This window comes from Pseudomonas sp. SG20052 (assembly GCF_031766055.1).
Classification (GTDB): Bacteria; Pseudomonadota; Gammaproteobacteria; order Pseudomonadales; family Pseudomonadaceae; genus Aquipseudomonas; species Aquipseudomonas mandelii.
In genome coordinates this window covers 6,055,423-6,071,077 of sequence record NZ_CP134498.1, presented here as the reverse complement: position 1 = coordinate 6,071,077, position 15,655 = coordinate 6,055,423, and the positions used below count along the sequence as shown (strand labels likewise).

The window sequence follows — 15,655 nt, the reverse complement described above, 5'->3', positions numbered from 1 at the left end:
AGATCCGACATGCAAAAGATTCGTCGTGACGACGAGATCATCGTGATCGCCGGCAAAGACAAAGGTAAGCGCGGTAAGGTGCTTAAGGTTCTCGCTAATAACCGTCTGGTTATTGGTGGTCTGAACCTGGTTAAGCGTCATACCAAGCCTAACCCGATGTCGGGCGTACAAGGCGGTATCGTCGAAAAAGAAGCTCCACTGGACGCTTCTAACGTCGCCATTTTCAACGGCGAAACCAACAAGGCTGACCGCGTTGGTTTCAAAGTAGAAGACGGCAAGAAAATTCGTGTCTTCAAGTCGACCCAAAAAGCGGTTGATGCTTGAACACTGCTAGGTAGAAGACCATGGCACGACTAAAAGAGATTTACTGGAAGGAAATCGCACCGAAGCTTAAGGAAGAACTTAAGCTTTCGAACGTGATGGAAGTTCCACGCGTTACCAAAATCACCCTGAACATGGGTCTGGGCGAAGCTGTCGGTGACAAAAAAGTCATCGAGCACGCTGTTGCCGACCTGGAAAAGATCACCGGTCAGAAAGTCGTTGTGACTTACGCTCGGAAATCCATCGCTGGCTTTAAAGTCCGTGAAGGTTGGCCGATCGGCGTCAAAGTGACTCTGCGCCGTGAGCGTATGTACGAATTCCTGGATCGTCTGCTGTCGATCTCCCTGCCTCGGGTTCGCGACTTCCGCGGCCTGAATGCCAAGTCCTTCGATGGTCGTGGTAACTACAGCATGGGCGTAAAAGAGCAGATCATCTTCCCGGAAATCGACTACGACAAGATCGATGCTCTCCGCGGTCTGGACATTACCCTGACCACCACTGCCAAGAACGATGATGAAGGTCGCGCCCTGTTGCGTGCTTTCAAATTCCCGTTCCGCAACTGATTGGAGTAGGAAAATGGCCAAGATGAGCATGAAAAACCGCGAGCTGAAGCGTCAGCTCACGGTTGCCAAGTACGCCAAAAAGCGTGCAGCACTGAAAGCTATCATCGTTGATCTGAACGCAAGTCCAGAAGCACGTTGGGAAGCTACAGTAGCTCTGCAGAAGCAGCCACGTGACGCAAGCGCCTCGCGCATGCGTAACCGCTGCCGCCTGACCGGTCGTCCACACGGCGTTTACCGCAAGTTCGGCCTCGGCCGTAACAAACTGCGTGAAGCTGCAATGCGTGGTGACGTACCTGGTCTGGTTAAAGCCAGCTGGTAAGCACTATCAAAGTCTCGGTGTTCGGGATCGCAAGATCCTGACCACCGGTGACCTTGAACTTGAATCAAGCCCCTTTTGGGGCTTGATTCATTTGTGGGGTGTGTCTAGAATACCCGGCTCGCCTGAGCCCGTGCTTTTTCCGCATGGATGAGCTCGGCGACAAGTAGTAGCCGCAAGGCTAATTTTTTTGTATTAGGAGCGTCTAGCCCATGAGTATGCAGGACCCGTTAGCGGACATGCTAACTCGAATCCGTAATGCCCAGATGGCTGAAAAGTCCGTCGTAAGCATGCCATCTTCTACTTTGAAGGTAGCTGTTGCCAAAGTCCTGAAGGACGAAGGTTACATTGCGGGTTATCAGATCAGCAGCGAAATCAAGCCACTGCTGTCCATCGAGCTGAAGTACTTCGAAGGCCGTCCGGTCATCGAGGAAGTGAAGCGCGTTAGCCGTCCAGGCCTGCGTCAGTACAAGTCCGTCGATGATCTGCCAAAAGTTCGTGGCGGTCTCGGTGTGTCTATCGTCTCCACCAACAAAGGTGTGATGACGGATCGTGCTGCGCGCGCTGCCGGTGTCGGCGGCGAAGTTCTTTGCACTGTGTTCTAAGGGGGGATAAGCATGTCACGCGTCGCTAAGAACCCCGTTAAGCTGCCAGCCGGTGTCGAAGTAAAATTCGCAGGCCAACAGCTTTCGGTGAAGGGTGCCAAGGGCACTCTCGAACTGAACATCCATTCGTCCGTTGAGATCGTTGAAGAAGCTGGTGAGCTGCGTTTCGCTGCTCGCAATGGCGATCAACAAACTCGCGCAATGGCTGGTACCACTCGTGCGTTGGTAAACAACATGGTCCAAGGCGTAAGCCAAGGCTTCGAGCGTAAGCTCCAGCTGGTCGGTGTTGGTTACAAAGCGCAAGCAAAAGGCACAGTGCTGAACCTGGCTCTTGGCTTCTCGCACCCAGTGGATTATGAACTGCCGGAAGGCATCACCGCTGAGACTCCTAGCCAGACCGATATCCTGATCAAGGGCATCGATAAGCAGCTGGTAGGTCAAGTGGCCGCCGAGATCCGCGACTTCCGTCCACCAGAGCCGTACAAAGGCAAAGGTGTGCGCTACGCGGACGAAGTCGTCCGTCGTAAAGAAGCCAAGAAGAAGTAGGGCATAGCAAATGACCGACAAAAAAGTTACTCGACTGCGTCGCGCTCGCAAAGCACGCCTGAAAATGCACGAACTCGAAGTCGTGCGTCTCTGCGTGTTCCGCTCGTCGCAGCACATCTACGCCCAGGTCATTTCGGCCGACGGCAACAAAGTCCTGGCATCTGCCTCGACTTTGGATAAAGAACTGCGTGATGGCGCCACTGGCAACATCGACGCGGCCACTAAGGTTGGCCAGCTGGTCGCTACGCGTGCAAAAGCCGCTGGCGTCTCGCAGGTGGCTTTCGACCGCTCTGGCTTCAAGTACCACGGCCGCGTCAAGGCGCTGGCTGATGCTGCTCGTGAAGCTGGGCTGGAGTTCTAAGTTATGTCAAATAACGACCAAAAGCGCGACGAAGGCTACATTGAGAAGCTGGTTCAAGTTAACCGCGTAGCCAAAACCGTTAAAGGCGGCCGTATCTTCACTTTCACCGCGTTGACCGTGGTAGGTGATGGTAAAGGGCGTGTTGGCTTCGGCCGTGGCAAGTCACGTGAAGTGCCTGCTGCGATCCAGAAGGCAATGGAAGCTGCTCGTCGCAACATGATCCAAGTTGATCTGAACGGCACCACTCTGCAGTACGCAATGAAGTCCGGTCACGGCGCTTCGAAGGTGTACATGCAGCCTGCTTCTGAAGGTACCGGTATCATCGCTGGCGGCGCTATGCGTGCTGTCCTCGAAGTTGCTGGCGTTCAGAACGTTCTGGCCAAGTGCTACGGCTCGACTAACCCGGTAAACGTGGTTCACGCCACTTTCAAAGGTTTGAAAGCTATGCAGTCTCCTGAATCCATTGCCGCCAAGCGTGGCAAAAGCGTCAAGGAGATCTTCTGATCATGGCTACCGTTAAAGTTACGCTGATCAAAAGCATGACCGGCCGCATCCCTAACCACAAACTGTGCGTTAAGGGTCTGGGTCTGCGTCGCATCGGTCACACTGTAGAAGTACTTGATACTCCCGAGAATCGCGGGATGATCAACAAGGCTTACTACATGCTGCGTGTCGAGGGTTAATCGATGAAACTCAATGATCTGAGTCCAGCGCCGGGTTCCCGTCGCGAAAAGCATCGTCCGGGCCGTGGTATCGGTAGTGGTTTGGGCAAGACCGGTGGCCGTGGCCACAAAGGTCAGTCCTCCCGCTCCGGTGGCACCATTGCTCCAGGCTTTGAAGGCGGTCAACAGCCGCTGCATCGTCGCCTGCCTAAGTTCGGTTTCGTTTCCCTGAAGGCCATGGACCGCGCAGAAGTGCGTCTGTCCGAGCTGGCTAAAGTGGAAGGCGACATCGTCACTGTGCAGTCCCTGAAAGATGCCAACGTGATCAACGTCAACGTACAGCGTGTGAAAATCATGCTGTCCGGGGAAGTTACTCGCGCTGTTACCATCGGAAAGGGAATCGGCGCCACCAAAGGTGCGCGTTCGGCTATCGAAGCAGCTGGCGGCAAGTTCGAGGAATAAATGGCTAAGCAAGGTGCTCTCTCTGCGCTCGGCAAAGGCGGTATGTCTGAACTCTGGGCTCGTCTGCGTTTTCTGTTCCTGGCGATTATCGTCTACCGAATAGGCGCACACATCCCGGTTCCAGGTATCAACCCGGACCGACTCGCGGACCTGTTTCGACAGAATGAGGGGACCATTCTTAGCTTGTTCAACATGTTTTCCGGCGGCGCGCTGGAGCGGATGAGTATCTTTGCACTGGGGATCATGCCGTACATTTCGGCATCGATCATCATGCAACTGATGACAGCCGTCAGCCCGCAGCTGGAGCAGTTGAAGAAGGAAGGTGAAGCTGGGCGTCGCAAGATTGCCCAGTACACCCGCTACGGCACTGTCGTCCTCGCTCTCGTTCAGGCAATTGGCATGTCCATTGGTCTGGCGGGGCAGGGCGTTGCGTTCACTGGTGACTTTGGCTTCCATTTCGTCGCGGTATCCACGTTTGTGGCTGGTGCGATGTTCATGATGTGGCTGGGTGAGCAGATTACTGAGCGTGGTGTTGGCAACGGTATCTCGATGTTGATTTTCGCAGGTATCGTCGCCGGTCTTCCGAGAGCGATCGGGCAGTCTTTCGAGTCTGCGCGTCAGGGTGATATCAACATTTTTGCCTTGGTTGCCATCGGTTTGCTGGCAGTAGCGATTATCGGTTTTGTGGTGTTCATTGAGCGTGGTCAGCGTCGTATTGCTGTTCATTACGCCAAGCGTCAGCAGGGTCGTAAGGTCTTTGCTGCGCAGACTAGCCACTTGCCGTTGAAGGTGAACATGGCCGGTGTTATTCCGGCCATTTTCGCGAGCAGCATTTTGCTGTTCCCGGCTTCGTTGGGTACCTGGTTCGGTCAGTCTGAAGGTATGGGCTGGCTGCAGGACATCTCGCAGTCGATCGCTCCTGGTCAGCCGTTGAATATTCTGCTGTTTAGTGCAGGGATTATTTTCTTCTGCTTCTTCTATACGGCGTTGATGTTCAATCCGAAAGACGTAGCGGAAAACCTGAAGAAGTCCGGTGCCTTTATTCCGGGCATCCGTCCAGGTGAGCAGTCTGCGCGCTACATTGATGGCGTTCTGACTCGTTTGACCCTGTTCGGTGCTCTATATATGACGGCCGTATGCCTGTTGCCCCAGTTCCTGGTGGTTGCAGCAAACGTTCCGTTCTACCTTGGCGGGACCTCGTTGCTGATCGTCGTCGTGGTTGTGATGGACTTCATGTCCCAAGTACAATCGCACCTCGTTTCGCACCAGTACGAATCCCTGATGAAGAAAGCCAACCTGAAGGGTTACGGCAGCGGCATGTTGCGCTGAGTACCCATAAGGTTCGAGGAGTTGGTGATGAAAGTTCGTGCATCGGTGAAAAAGCTGTGCCGCAACTGCAAGATTATTCGCCGCGAAGGTGTTGTTCGAGTAATTTGCAGCGCGGAACCGCGTCACAAACAGCGCCAAGGCTGAGTGTGATTGTGCTTCAAGCCCGGTAGCTAGTGCGCTACCGGGTTGATTATTTGTTATTACAGCGATATTATCTCGCGCCCTATTTCTTGGCTTCCGGGGCGTAGGTAGCTGTCAATTGGAGTCCCACTGAATGGCCCGTATTGCAGGCGTTAACATTCCAGATAACAAGCATACTGTTATCTCGCTGACCTACATCTATGGTGTTGGTCGCACTACTGCGCAGAAGATCTGTGCAGTGACTGGGGTAAACCCAGCCGCAAAGATCAAGGATCTGAGCGACGAGCAGATTGAACAGCTGCGTGGCGAAGTGGCGAAGTTCACCACTGAAGGTGACCTGCGTCGCGAAATCAACATGAAAATCAAGCGTTTGATGGACCTCGGTTGCTATCGCGGTCTGCGTCATCGTCGTGGTCTTCCAGTGCGCGGTCAGCGTACCAAGACTAACGCGCGTACCCGTAAAGGTCCGCGTAAGCCGATCCGCAAGTAATCGCCCCAGCGAATCGACAGGAAATTAATCATGGCTAAACCTGCTGCTCGTCCTCGTAAAAAAGTTAAAAAGACAGTGGTTGATGGCATCGCCCACATCCATGCATCTTTTAACAACACAATCGTGACCATCACCGACCGTCAAGGCAACGCTCTTTCCTGGGCTACCTCCGGTGGTTCGGGTTTCCGCGGTTCCCGCAAGTCCACCCCGTTTGCTGCTCAAGTAGCTGCTGAACGTGCTGGTCAAGCTGCGCTGGAATACGGTCTGAAAAACCTCGACGTTAACGTCAAAGGTCCAGGCCCAGGTCGTGAATCTGCAGTCCGCGCTTTGAACGGCTGTGGCTACAAGATCGCCAGCATCACCGACGTGACGCCAATCCCGCACAACGGGTGCCGTCCGCCGAAGAAGCGCCGCGTGTAATCCAGGAGATTGTAAAGAATGGCTCGTTACATTGGTCCAAAATGCAAACTCGCTCGTCGCGAAGGCACCGATCTCTTTCTGAAGAGCGGCGTGCGCGCGATCGAATCGAAGTGCAACATCGAAGCAGCACCTGGTATCCACGGCCAACGCCGCGGTCGCCAGTCCGATTACGGCACCCAACTGCGTGAAAAGCAGAAGGTCCGTCGTATCTACGGCGTTCTCGAGCGTCAATTCAGCGGCTACTACAAAGAAGCTGCTGGCAAGAAAGGTGCAACCGGTGAAAACCTGCTGCAACTGCTCGAATGCCGTCTGGACAACGTTGTATACCGTATGGGTTTTGGCTCTACTCGTGCCGAATCCCGTCAGCTGGTATCGCACAAATCCGTCAGCGTTAACGGTCAGACCGTAAACGTACCGTCCTACCAGGTTCGTGCTGGTGACGTGGTCGCGATTCGCGAGAAAGCAAAGAACCAACTTCGCATTGTCCAAGCTCTCGATCTGTGTGCCCAACGTGGCCGCGTAGAATGGGTAGAAGTAGACACTGAGAAGAAGTCGGGCGTTTTCAAGAACGTTCCTGCTCGCAGTGATCTGTCCGCCGACATCAACGAAAGCCTGATTGTCGAGCTCTACTCCAAGTAAGGGCTAGAAAATAGGTGCATCCATGCAGATTTCGGTAAATGAGTTCCTGACACCCCGCCATATTGATGTGCAGGTTGTCAGTCCAACCCGCGCCAAGATCACTCTCGAGCCTCTCGAGCGTGGTTTCGGCCACACCCTGGGCAACGCGCTGCGACGCATCCTGTTGTCCTCAATGCCCGGCTGTGCAGTAGTCGAGGCCGAGATTGACGGTGTGCTCCATGAGTACAGCGCCATCGAAGGCGTACAGGAAGACGTAATTGAAATCCTGTTGAACCTTAAAGGTCTGGCTATCAAGCTGCACGGTCGTGACGAAGTTACGCTGACCTTGTCGAAGAAGGGTTCGGGGGTGGTTACCGCTGCCGATATTCAGCTGGATCATGATGTCGAGATCGTTAACCCCGATCACGTAATCGCTAACCTGGCGTCTAACGGCGCCCTGAACATGAAGCTCACCGTAGCTCGTGGTCGTGGTTATGAACCGGCAGACTCGCGTCAGAGCGATGAAGACGAAAGCCGCAGCATCGGTCGCTTGCAGCTTGACTCTTCGTTCAGCCCGGTTCGCCGTATCGCATACGTGGTGGAAAACGCCCGTGTCGAGCAGCGTACTAACCTGGACAAGCTGGTTATTGATCTGGAAACCAACGGTACCCTGGATCCTGAAGAGGCTATCCGCCGCGCTGCAACCATTCTGCAACAGCAGCTGGCTGCGTTCGTCGACCTCAAAGGTGACAGTGAGCCAGTGGTTATCGAGCAGGAAGACGAGATCGATCCGATCCTGCTTCGCCCGGTTGACGATCTGGAACTGACTGTACGTTCGGCTAACTGCCTTAAGGCGGAAAACATCTACTACATCGGTGACCTGATTCAGCGTACCGAAGTAGAGCTGTTGAAGACTCCGAACCTTGGCAAGAAATCCTTGACTGAAATCAAGGACGTTCTGGCCTCCCGCGGTCTGTCCCTCGGCATGCGCCTCGACAACTGGCCGCCTGCAAGTCTTAAGAAGGACGACAAGGCGACTGCCTGATCGTCGTAATCACCGAACGTTGTGTTTGGTAAGGAATGAACCATGCGTCATCGTAAAAGTGGTCGTCACCTGAGCCGCACCAGCTCGCACCGCAAGGCCATGTTTCAAAACATGGCGGTGTCGCTGTTCGAGCACGAGCTGATCAAAACTACACTGCCAAAAGCTAAAGAACTGCGTCGCGTTGCTGAGCCGCTGATCACTTTGGCCAAGACAGACAGCCTGGCTAACCGCCGTCTGGCTTTCGACCGTACTCGTTCGAAAGCTATCGTTGGTAAGCTCTTCAACGACCTGGGCAAGCGTTACGCTACCCGTGAGGGTGGCTACCTGCGCATCCTCAAGTGCGGTTTCCGCACTGGCGACAACGCGCCTATGGCGTATGTCGAGTTGGTTGATCGTCCTGCCGGTGGTGAAGCTGTATCCGCTGAGTAAGACGTCAGTCTGAAACGAAGAACCGGGCCTAGTGCCCGGTTTTTTGTGCGCGCTCGAAAAGCATTGCCATCAATGCATGAATAGAAAGGTAATTAGTAATTTTCTATCGATAGTCGCAACGCAATGAATTTGTAGCTGTAACGTTCCTGATCAATACTCCCCCTCAGCCGATTAGCCGGCAGTTAAAGACTGACAGAGGAAGAGATCGCATGAGTCAAAATAAAACGCTGACCACCGCCAGTGGCGCTCCTGTCGCCGACAACCAGAATTCCCGTTCCGCCGGCCCTCGTGGCCCGCTGCTGCTCGACGACTTTCACCTGATCGAAAAGCTTGCCCACTTCAATCGCGAGAACATCCCTGAGCGCCGTGTACACGCCAAGGGCTCGGGTGCTTACGGCACGTTTACTGTCACTCGCGACATCACCCCGTACACCAGCGCCAAACTGTTTGAATCGGTCGGCAAACAAACTCCGACGTTCCTGCGCTTTTCTACGGTTGGCGGCGAACGGGGTTCGGCCGATACCGAGCGCGATCCGCGTGGCTTTGCCCTGAAGTTCTACACCGAGGAAGGTAACTGGGATATCGTCGGCAACAACACGCCCGTGTTCTTCATCCGTGATCCGTTGAAATTTCCGGACTTTATCCACACCCAAAAGCGTCTGCCGCAGAGCAATCTGAAAAGTGCGCAGATGATGTGGGACTTCTGGTCGCACTCGCCTGAGGCGCTGCACCAGGTCACTATTCTGTTCTCCGACCGTGGCATTCCTGACGGCTATCGTCACATGCACGGCTTTGGTAGCCACACCTACAGCTTGATCAACGCCAATGGCGAGCGGCACTGGGTGAAGTGGCACTACAAGACTCAGCAAGGCATCAAAAACCTGGCGCCTGCAGAAGCGGCACGTTTGGCCGGTACCGATCCGGATTACGCGCAGCGTGACCTGTTCGGGGCGATTGAGCGCGGTGACTTCCCGAAATGGCGTGTGTGCATTCAGATCATGACCGAGGCTCAGGCCGCGGCGCACTATGAGAACCCGTTCGATGTGACCAAAACCTGGTCGCAGAAAGAGTTTCCGCTGATCGAAGTCGGCGAGCTGGAGCTCAATCGCAATCCGCAAAACTACTTTGCCGAAGTCGAGCAAGCGGCATTCGGCCCGAGCAACATGGTCCCGGGCGTTGGTCTTTCTCCGGACCGCATGCTCCAGGGCCGCGTGTTCGCTTATGCCGACGCGCACCGCTACCGCATTGGCACCAATCATCAGCAACTACCGGTGAATGCGCCCCGCAGCCCGGTGAATAGCTATCAGCGTGATGGTTCGATGGCATTCGGCAGCAATGGCGGTGCAGCACCTAACTATGAGCCGAACAGCTACGTCGATTCGCCGAAACAAGCGCCTCGCTACGCTGAGCCACCGTTGGCATTGAGCGGTGCCGCTGATCGTTACGATCATCGTGAAGACTCCGACTACTACAGCCATGCAGGTGCTCTGTTCCGACTCATGAGTGACGAGCAGAAAGCGCTGCTGACCAACAACATTGCCGGAGCCATGGCCGGCGTTTCCGGTGATGTGATTGATCGTCAATTGCAGCACTTCTTCAAGGCCGATCCGGCGTATGGAGAAGCAATTGCAAGGGCGTTGGGTGTACAGCTTAACGAAGTCTAAACGAGAAGCAGAACCGCCCTCATTTGGGCGGTTTTTGCGTTATTTGAACCACTTTTCTCAGAATATCTTCGCTTTTATCGCGTAAACGGAGTGACCAAACAGTCGCCTTGGTTCAAACTACAGACTTTCATGCAGGGAGATGTAGGGCGATGCAAGGGCACCCAGACGTAATCGATTACCTCAACACGTTGCTGACCGGCGAACTGGCGGCGCGTGATCAGTATTTCGTCCATTCGCGGATGTATGAGGACTGGGGTTTCACCAAGCTCTACGAACGCATCAACCACGAGATGGAAGAAGAGGCCGGGCACGCTGATGCCCTGATGCGTCGGATTCTGATGCTCGAAGGCACGCCGCGCATGCGTCCGGACGACCTTGATGTAGGCACCACTGTGCCGGACATGCTCGCCGCTGACCTGCGACTTGAATATAAAGTCCGCGCCGCGCTCTGCAAGGGCATCAAACTCTGCGAGCAACACCAGGACTATGTCAGCCGCGAGATGCTGCGGGTTCAATTGCATGACACTGAAGAAGACCACACCTACTGGCTTGAAAAGCAGATGGGTCTGATCAAGTTGATCGGTCTTGAGAACTACCTGCAATCTCACGCCTGATTGCTCCCTATACAAAAAAGCCCCTGTCACCGATGAAGTGACAGGGGCTTTTTCGTGGGCCCGATTCAGGCCTTGTCGCGAGCCAGCAGCGGCTTGAGGTAGAAGCCGGTGTGAGATTGCTTCATCTCGGACACTTCCTCCGGGGTACCAACCGCAATGATCTGGCCGCCCTTGGAGCCGCCTTCCGGCCCCAGGTCCACCAACCAGTCGGCGGTCTTGATCACGTCCAGGTTGTGCTCGATCACCACCACAGTGTTGCCGTGGTCGCGCAGTCGATGCAGTACGTCGAGCAATTGCTGAATATCCGCGAAGTGCAAGCCGGTGGTTGGTTCGTCGAGGATGTACAGCGTCTTGCCGGTATCGCGCTTGGACAGTTCACGGGAGAGCTTCACCCTTTGGGCTTCACCGCCCGACAACGTCGTCGCCGATTGCCCCAGCTTGATGTAGGACAGACCTACGTCCATCAATGTCTGAAGCTTGCGCGCTAGCGCAGGAACCGCGTCAAAGAACACCCGCGCTTCCTCGATGGTCATCTCGAGGGTTTCGTGGATGCTCTTGCCTTTGTACTTGATTTCCAGTGTCTCGCGGTTGTAACGCTTACTCTTGCAGACGTCGCACGGGACATAGATGTCCGGCAGGAAGTGCATTTCCACCTTGATCAGGCCATCGCCCTGACACGCTTCGCAGCGTCCGCCCTTCACGTTGAAGGAGAAGCGTCCCGGACCATAACCGCGTGAGCGTGATTCCGGTACGCCGGCGAACAGTTCGCGAATCGGCGTGAACAGCCCGGTGTAGGTCGCCGGATTGGAGCGCGGCGTTCGGCCGATAGGGCTCTGGTCGATATCGACGACCTTATCCAGATGCTCCAGTCCCTTGATGCTGTCGTGGGCGGCCGCCTCAAGCGTCGTTGCACCGTTGAGTGCCGTAGCGCTCAAGGGAAACAGCGTATTGTTGATCAGCGTCGATTTGCCCGAGCCGGACACACCGGTCACGCACGTCAACAGACCTATCGGAATGTCCAGGTCGACATTGCGCAAGTTGTTACCGCGAGCGCCCTTGAGCGACAGTGACAACTTCTTGTTGCGCGGTGTGCGTTTGGCTGGAACGGCAATCTTTACTCGACCCGACAGGTACTTGCCGGTCAACGAATCAGGATGCGCCATCACTTCGGCCGGCGTCCCTTCGGCAACAATATGCCCACCGTGGACCCCCGCGCCCGGCCCGATGTCCACCACGTAGTCGGCCAGGCGAATAGCGTCTTCGTCATGCTCGACCACGATCACCGTGTTGCCGATGTCGCGCAGGTGCTTGAGTGTGCCGAGCAACCGATCGTTATCACGTTGATGCAGACCGATCGACGGCTCATCGAGGATGTACAGAACCCCCACCAGGCCGGCGCCAATCTGGCTGGCCAGGCGAATCCGCTGAGCTTCACCGCCGGACAACGTGTCGGCGCTGCGATCCAGCGAAAGATAGTCGAGGCCTACGTTGACCAGGAACTGCAGGCGCTCGCGGATTTCCTTGAGAATCTTGTCGGCAATTTCACCGCGACGGCCCGTGAGCTTCAGTATGCCGAAATACTCGCAAGCATCGCCAATCGGCAGATTGGTCACCGCCGGCAGCGTCTTCTCGCCCACCCAGACGTGCCGCGCCTCTCGACGCAAGCGCGTGCCACGGCAATCCGGGCAGGGCTGGGTGCTGAGGAACTTGGCCAGCTCTTCACGCACTGAAGCCGACTCGGTTTCGCGATAGCGGCGTTCCAGGTTCGGCACGATGCCTTCGAACGGGTGCGAGCGTTTGACGATATCGCCGCGGTCGTTCAGGTACTTGAAGTCGACGTTTTGCGAACCGCTGCCATGCAGAATGAATTTCTGCTGATCCGCCGAAAGGTCGTTGAACGGCACTTCCAGGCTGAACTTGTAGTGCGAAGCCAGCGACCCGAGCATCTGGAAGTAATAGACGTTGCGCCTGTCCCAGCCGCGAATAGCGCCCTCGGCCAGCGTCAACTCGCCATTCACCAGACGCTTGATGTCGAAGAACTGCTTGACCCCCAGACCATCGCAGGTCGGGCAAGCGCCGGCAGGGTTGTTGAAGGAGAACAGCTTGGGTTCCAGCTCGCTGATCGCATGGCCGCAAATCGGGCAGGCGAAGCGCGCGGAGAAGATGATCTCTTCGCCGGGCTCGTCGTCCATCGGCGCGACCAGTGCGATCCCGTCCGCCAGTTTCAGCGCGGTTTCGAACGACTCGGCCAGGCGCTGCTGCAGATCGGCGCGGACCTTGAAGCGGTCGACTATTACATCAATCGAGTGCTTCTTTTGCTTATCCAGCTTCGGCAGCTCATCCAGTTCGCAGATCCTGCCGTTGACCCGGGCCCGGACAAAGCCCTGGGCGCGCAGTTCTTCGAAGACCGAAAGGTGTTCGCCTTTGCGCTCGCGAATCACCGGGGCCAGCAGCATCAGCTTGCTGCCCTCCGGTTGCGCGAGGACCAGGTCGACCATCTGGCTGACGGTTTGCGCTTCCAGCGGAATGTCGTGATCCGGGCAACGTGGAATACCCACGCGTGCGTACAGCAGGCGCAGGTAGTCGTAGATTTCGGTGATGGTGCCGACCGTCGAGCGCGGGTTATGCGAGGTCGATTTCTGTTCGATGGAAATGGCTGGCGACAAACCTTCGATGGTGTCGACGTCAGGCTTTTCCATCATCGACAAAAACTGCCGGGCATAGGCCGACAGTGATTCGACATAGCGGCGTTGGCCTTCGGCATACAGCGTGTCAAACGCCAGGGACGATTTGCCGGATCCGGACAGGCCGGTGATGACGATCAGTTTGTCCCGTGGCAGGGTCAGGTCGATGTTCTTCAGGTTGTGGGTTCGGGCCCCACGAATCAGGATCTTGTCCAAAGTGGCCTCGCTTGGCGGGCGTCGAAAACGTAGGAGTATACGGCCAAATACTGGATGGATGCACACTATCAAACGAGCGGAGTTGTGTCTTACATGAAGAGTCTGTCAGCGGAGCGCGTCAAAGCGTCGCGATATACCCCGTCAATCGATGGGACTGGTAGAATCGCCGCCGGTTCACATGAGGTTTTTCCATGCACGATCCCCACAGCGAACGCATGAGTGGCAGTGAGACCCGCGCAGCAAGCGGGCTGGCCCTTGTGTTCGCCTTCCGTATGCTTGGCATGTTCATGGTGTTGCCGGTACTGGCGACCTATGGGATGGATCTGGCAGGAGCGACCCCGGCCCTCATCGGACTGGCGATTGGCGCTTACGGCCTGACCCAGGCAATCTTTCAGATTCCTTTCGGCTTCATTTCCGACCGCATCGGCCGTCGTCCGGTGATTTACCTCGGGCTGATCATCTTCGCCCTCGGTAGCGTGCTGGCAGCCAATGCCGATTCGATCTGGGGCGTCATCGCCGGACGCATCCTGCAAGGCGCCGGGGCTATTTCCGCCGCAGTGATGGCGTTGCTTTCAGACCTGACCCGCGAGCAGCACCGGACCAAAGCCATGGCCATGATCGGCATGACGATTGGTCTGTCCTTCGCAGTGGCCATGGTTGTCGGGCCGCTGTTGACCCGCGCCTTCGGCCTGTCGGGGTTGTTCCTCGCCACGGGCGGCATGGCGCTGTTCGGCATCGTGATCGTCATGTTCATGGTGCCGCGTTCCACCGGACCGTTGCAGCACCGTGAGTCCGGCGTCGCCCGTTCGGCGCTGATGCCGACGCTAAAGCACCCGGACCTGCTGCGCCTGGACCTTGGCATTTTTGTGTTGCACGCGATGTTGATGTCGAGCTTCGTTGCATTGCCCCTGGCTCTGGTGCAAAAAGCCGGGCTGCCCAAAGAGCAGCACTGGTGGGTCTACCTCACCGCGCTGCTGATCTCCTTCTTCGCCATGATCCCGTTCATTATCTACGGCGAGAAGAAACGCAAAATGAAACGAGTTTTATTGGGCGCAGTGCTGACGCTGATGCTCACTGAGCTATTCTTCTGGCAGTTCGGCGACAGCCTGCGGGCTCTGGTGATCGGGACGGTGGTGTTCTTTACCGCGTTCAACTTGCTGGAAGCTTCGTTGCCGTCGCTGATCAGCAAGGTTTCACCGGCGGGCGGCAAAGGCACGGCGATGGGGGTTTATTCCACCAGCCAGTTCCTCGGTTCGGCGCTGGGGGGGATCCTCGGCGGCTGGATGTTCCAGCACGGCGGTTTGTCGGTCGTATTCCTCGGATGCGCCGGCCTGGCTGCACTTTGGCTGGCCTTTGCTGTTACCATGCGTGAACCTCCCTACGTGACGAGTCTGCGCTTGCCGCTGTCGCCCGAGGCGATCCGCGAAGCGGGGTTGGTTGACCGCCTGAAGGCCGTCGTAGGGGTAACAGATGCGGTAATCGTTGCTGATGAAGCGGCGATTTACATCAAATTGGACACAGAACTATTGGATCGCACCACCCTTGAGCGCCTGGTGAACAACCCGGCCGGGGCAGCGTGCGTAGCCTAGGAGAACGTTATGGCCCGTGGGGTTAACAAAGTCATATTGGTCGGCACTTGCGGCCAGGATCCCGAAGTTCGCTACTTGCCTAACGGTAACGCCGTGACCAACCTGAGTCTGGCGACCAGCGAACAGTGGACCGACAAGCAAACCGGTCAGAAGGTCGAGAAGACTGAATGGCACCGTGTTTCGATGTTCGGCAAGGTGGCCGAGATCGCCGGTGAATACCTGCGTAAAGGTTCGCAGGTCTACATCGAAGGCAAGCTGCAGACCCGCGAGTGGGAAAAAGACGGTATCAAGCGTTACACCACCGAAATCGTGGTCGACATGCAAGGCACCATGCAACTGCTCGGTGGCCGTCCACAGCAGGGCGACCAACAAGGCGGGGGCAATAACTACCAGCAGTCCGCCCCGGCTCCACGCCAGCAGGCTCCGCGCCCGCAGCAGTCAGCACCGCAGCAGTCGCGTCAGGCTCCGCCTCCACAGCAGGCAGCGCCACAACCGGCTCCGGATTTCGACAGCTTTGATGACGATATCCCGTTCTGATCCGCAGCTTTTCAGAACCGTAGACAAAAAAAAGCGAAGCCAT

21 protein-coding genes are annotated in these 15,655 nt (G+C 56.3%); 20 read left to right on the top strand and 1 reads right to left on the bottom strand.

The features are described 5' to 3' along the window. The first annotated feature begins 9 nt into the window (after positions 1 to 9). From rplX to bfr, 18 genes are all read left to right on the top strand, one after another. Positions 10 to 324: a 50S ribosomal protein L24 gene (gene rplX / locus RHP74_RS27940; RefSeq protein WP_003176416.1), complete on the top strand. Its 315-nt coding sequence runs from the start codon at positions 10 to 12 to the stop codon at positions 322 to 324. Positions 325 to 344: 20 nt separating this feature from the next. Continuing rightward, positions 345 to 884: a 50S ribosomal protein L5 gene (gene rplE, locus RHP74_RS27935; protein WP_003176415.1), complete on the top strand. Its 540-nt coding sequence runs from the start codon at positions 345 to 347 to the stop codon at positions 882 to 884. A gap of 13 nt (positions 885 to 897) precedes the next feature. Continuing rightward, positions 898 to 1,203 carry a 30S ribosomal protein S14 gene (gene rpsN, locus RHP74_RS27930; protein WP_003176414.1) on the top strand — a complete coding sequence of 102 codons (306 nt, stop codon included), beginning with the start codon at positions 898 to 900 and terminating at the stop codon, positions 1,201 to 1,203. A gap of 209 nt (positions 1,204 to 1,412) precedes the next feature. Continuing rightward, positions 1,413 to 1,805: a 30S ribosomal protein S8 gene (gene rpsH, locus RHP74_RS27925; RefSeq protein WP_003186040.1), complete on the top strand. Its 393-nt coding sequence runs from the start codon at positions 1,413 to 1,415 to the stop codon at positions 1,803 to 1,805. A 12-nt stretch (positions 1,806 to 1,817) separates the two neighbouring features. After that, positions 1,818 to 2,351 (top strand): 50S ribosomal protein L6, encoded by a 534-nt coding sequence (rplF, locus tag RHP74_RS27920; protein WP_003176412.1) that lies wholly within the window; start codon positions 1,818 to 1,820, stop codon positions 2,349 to 2,351. 10 nt (positions 2,352 to 2,361) lie between these two features. Continuing rightward, positions 2,362 to 2,712: a 50S ribosomal protein L18 gene (gene rplR / locus RHP74_RS27915; RefSeq protein WP_003186037.1), complete on the top strand. Its 351-nt coding sequence runs from the start codon at positions 2,362 to 2,364 to the stop codon at positions 2,710 to 2,712. Positions 2,713 to 2,715: 3 nt separating this feature from the next. Beyond that, positions 2,716 to 3,216 (top strand): 30S ribosomal protein S5, encoded by a 501-nt coding sequence (gene rpsE, locus RHP74_RS27910; protein ID WP_007943782.1) that lies wholly within the window; start codon positions 2,716 to 2,718, stop codon positions 3,214 to 3,216. 2 nt (positions 3,217 to 3,218) lie between these two features. Next, a complete protein-coding gene (gene rpmD, locus RHP74_RS27905) occupies positions 3,219 to 3,395 on the top strand; it encodes a 50S ribosomal protein L30 (RefSeq protein WP_003186033.1) in 177 nt (58 codons plus the stop codon). Positions 3,396 to 3,398: 3 nt separating this feature from the next. Beyond that, positions 3,399 to 3,836 (top strand): 50S ribosomal protein L15, encoded by a 438-nt coding sequence (rplO, locus tag RHP74_RS27900; RefSeq protein WP_010467269.1) that lies wholly within the window; start codon positions 3,399 to 3,401, stop codon positions 3,834 to 3,836. Then, positions 3,837 to 5,165 carry a preprotein translocase subunit SecY gene (gene secY / locus RHP74_RS27895; RefSeq protein WP_007896784.1) on the top strand — a complete coding sequence of 443 codons (1,329 nt, stop codon included), beginning with the start codon at positions 3,837 to 3,839 and terminating at the stop codon, positions 5,163 to 5,165. Between the two features lie 27 nt (positions 5,166 to 5,192). After that, positions 5,193 to 5,309, top strand: a complete 117-nt coding sequence (gene rpmJ, locus RHP74_RS27890; RefSeq protein WP_002555468.1) for a 50S ribosomal protein L36 — start codon at positions 5,193 to 5,195, stop codon at positions 5,307 to 5,309. 130 nt (positions 5,310 to 5,439) lie between these two features. Next, a complete protein-coding gene (gene rpsM / locus RHP74_RS27885) occupies positions 5,440 to 5,796 on the top strand; it encodes a 30S ribosomal protein S13 (RefSeq protein ID WP_003186020.1) in 357 nt (118 codons plus the stop codon). Positions 5,797 to 5,826: 30 nt separating this feature from the next. Further along, the gene (gene rpsK / locus RHP74_RS27880; RefSeq protein ID WP_002555466.1) at positions 5,827 to 6,216 is read left to right on the top strand and encodes a 30S ribosomal protein S11; all 390 of its coding nucleotides are present in this window, start codon (positions 5,827 to 5,829) and stop codon (positions 6,214 to 6,216) included. A gap of 18 nt (positions 6,217 to 6,234) precedes the next feature. After that, complete coding sequence (gene rpsD / locus RHP74_RS27875) at positions 6,235 to 6,855, top strand: 30S ribosomal protein S4 (protein WP_003210056.1); 621 nt, start codon at positions 6,235 to 6,237, stop codon at positions 6,853 to 6,855. A gap of 22 nt (positions 6,856 to 6,877) precedes the next feature. Then, positions 6,878 to 7,879 carry a DNA-directed RNA polymerase subunit alpha gene (locus tag RHP74_RS27870; RefSeq protein WP_003176403.1) on the top strand — a complete coding sequence of 334 codons (1,002 nt, stop codon included), beginning with the start codon at positions 6,878 to 6,880 and terminating at the stop codon, positions 7,877 to 7,879. A gap of 42 nt (positions 7,880 to 7,921) precedes the next feature. Continuing rightward, positions 7,922 to 8,308 (top strand): 50S ribosomal protein L17, encoded by a 387-nt coding sequence (gene rplQ, locus RHP74_RS27865; protein WP_008145500.1) that lies wholly within the window; start codon positions 7,922 to 7,924, stop codon positions 8,306 to 8,308. Between the two features lie 209 nt (positions 8,309 to 8,517). After that, entirely contained in the window at positions 8,518 to 9,972 is a 1,455-nt protein-coding gene (locus tag RHP74_RS27860; protein ID WP_010467275.1) for a catalase, read from the top strand. Positions 9,973 to 10,121: 149 nt separating this feature from the next. Continuing rightward, the gene (bfr, locus tag RHP74_RS27855) at positions 10,122 to 10,586 is read left to right on the top strand and encodes a bacterioferritin (RefSeq protein ID WP_010467276.1); all 465 of its coding nucleotides are present in this window, start codon (positions 10,122 to 10,124) and stop codon (positions 10,584 to 10,586) included. 65 nt (positions 10,587 to 10,651) lie between these two features. Here the strand turns inward: bfr and uvrA are convergent, their stop codons facing one another. Beyond that, on the bottom strand, positions 10,652 to 13,486 hold the full coding sequence (gene uvrA, locus RHP74_RS27850; RefSeq protein ID WP_010467278.1) for an excinuclease ABC subunit UvrA: 2,835 nt from the start codon (positions 13,484 to 13,486) through the stop codon (positions 10,652 to 10,654). 191 nt (positions 13,487 to 13,677) lie between these two features. Between uvrA and RHP74_RS27845 the strand changes: the two genes are divergently transcribed. Continuing rightward, the gene (locus RHP74_RS27845) at positions 13,678 to 15,075 is read left to right on the top strand and encodes an MFS transporter (RefSeq protein ID WP_010467280.1); all 1,398 of its coding nucleotides are present in this window, start codon (positions 13,678 to 13,680) and stop codon (positions 15,073 to 15,075) included. 9 nt (positions 15,076 to 15,084) lie between these two features. Further along, positions 15,085 to 15,612: a single-stranded DNA-binding protein gene (locus RHP74_RS27840; protein ID WP_010467282.1), complete on the top strand. Its 528-nt coding sequence runs from the start codon at positions 15,085 to 15,087 to the stop codon at positions 15,610 to 15,612. The last annotated feature ends 43 nt before the right edge of the window (positions 15,613 to 15,655 follow it).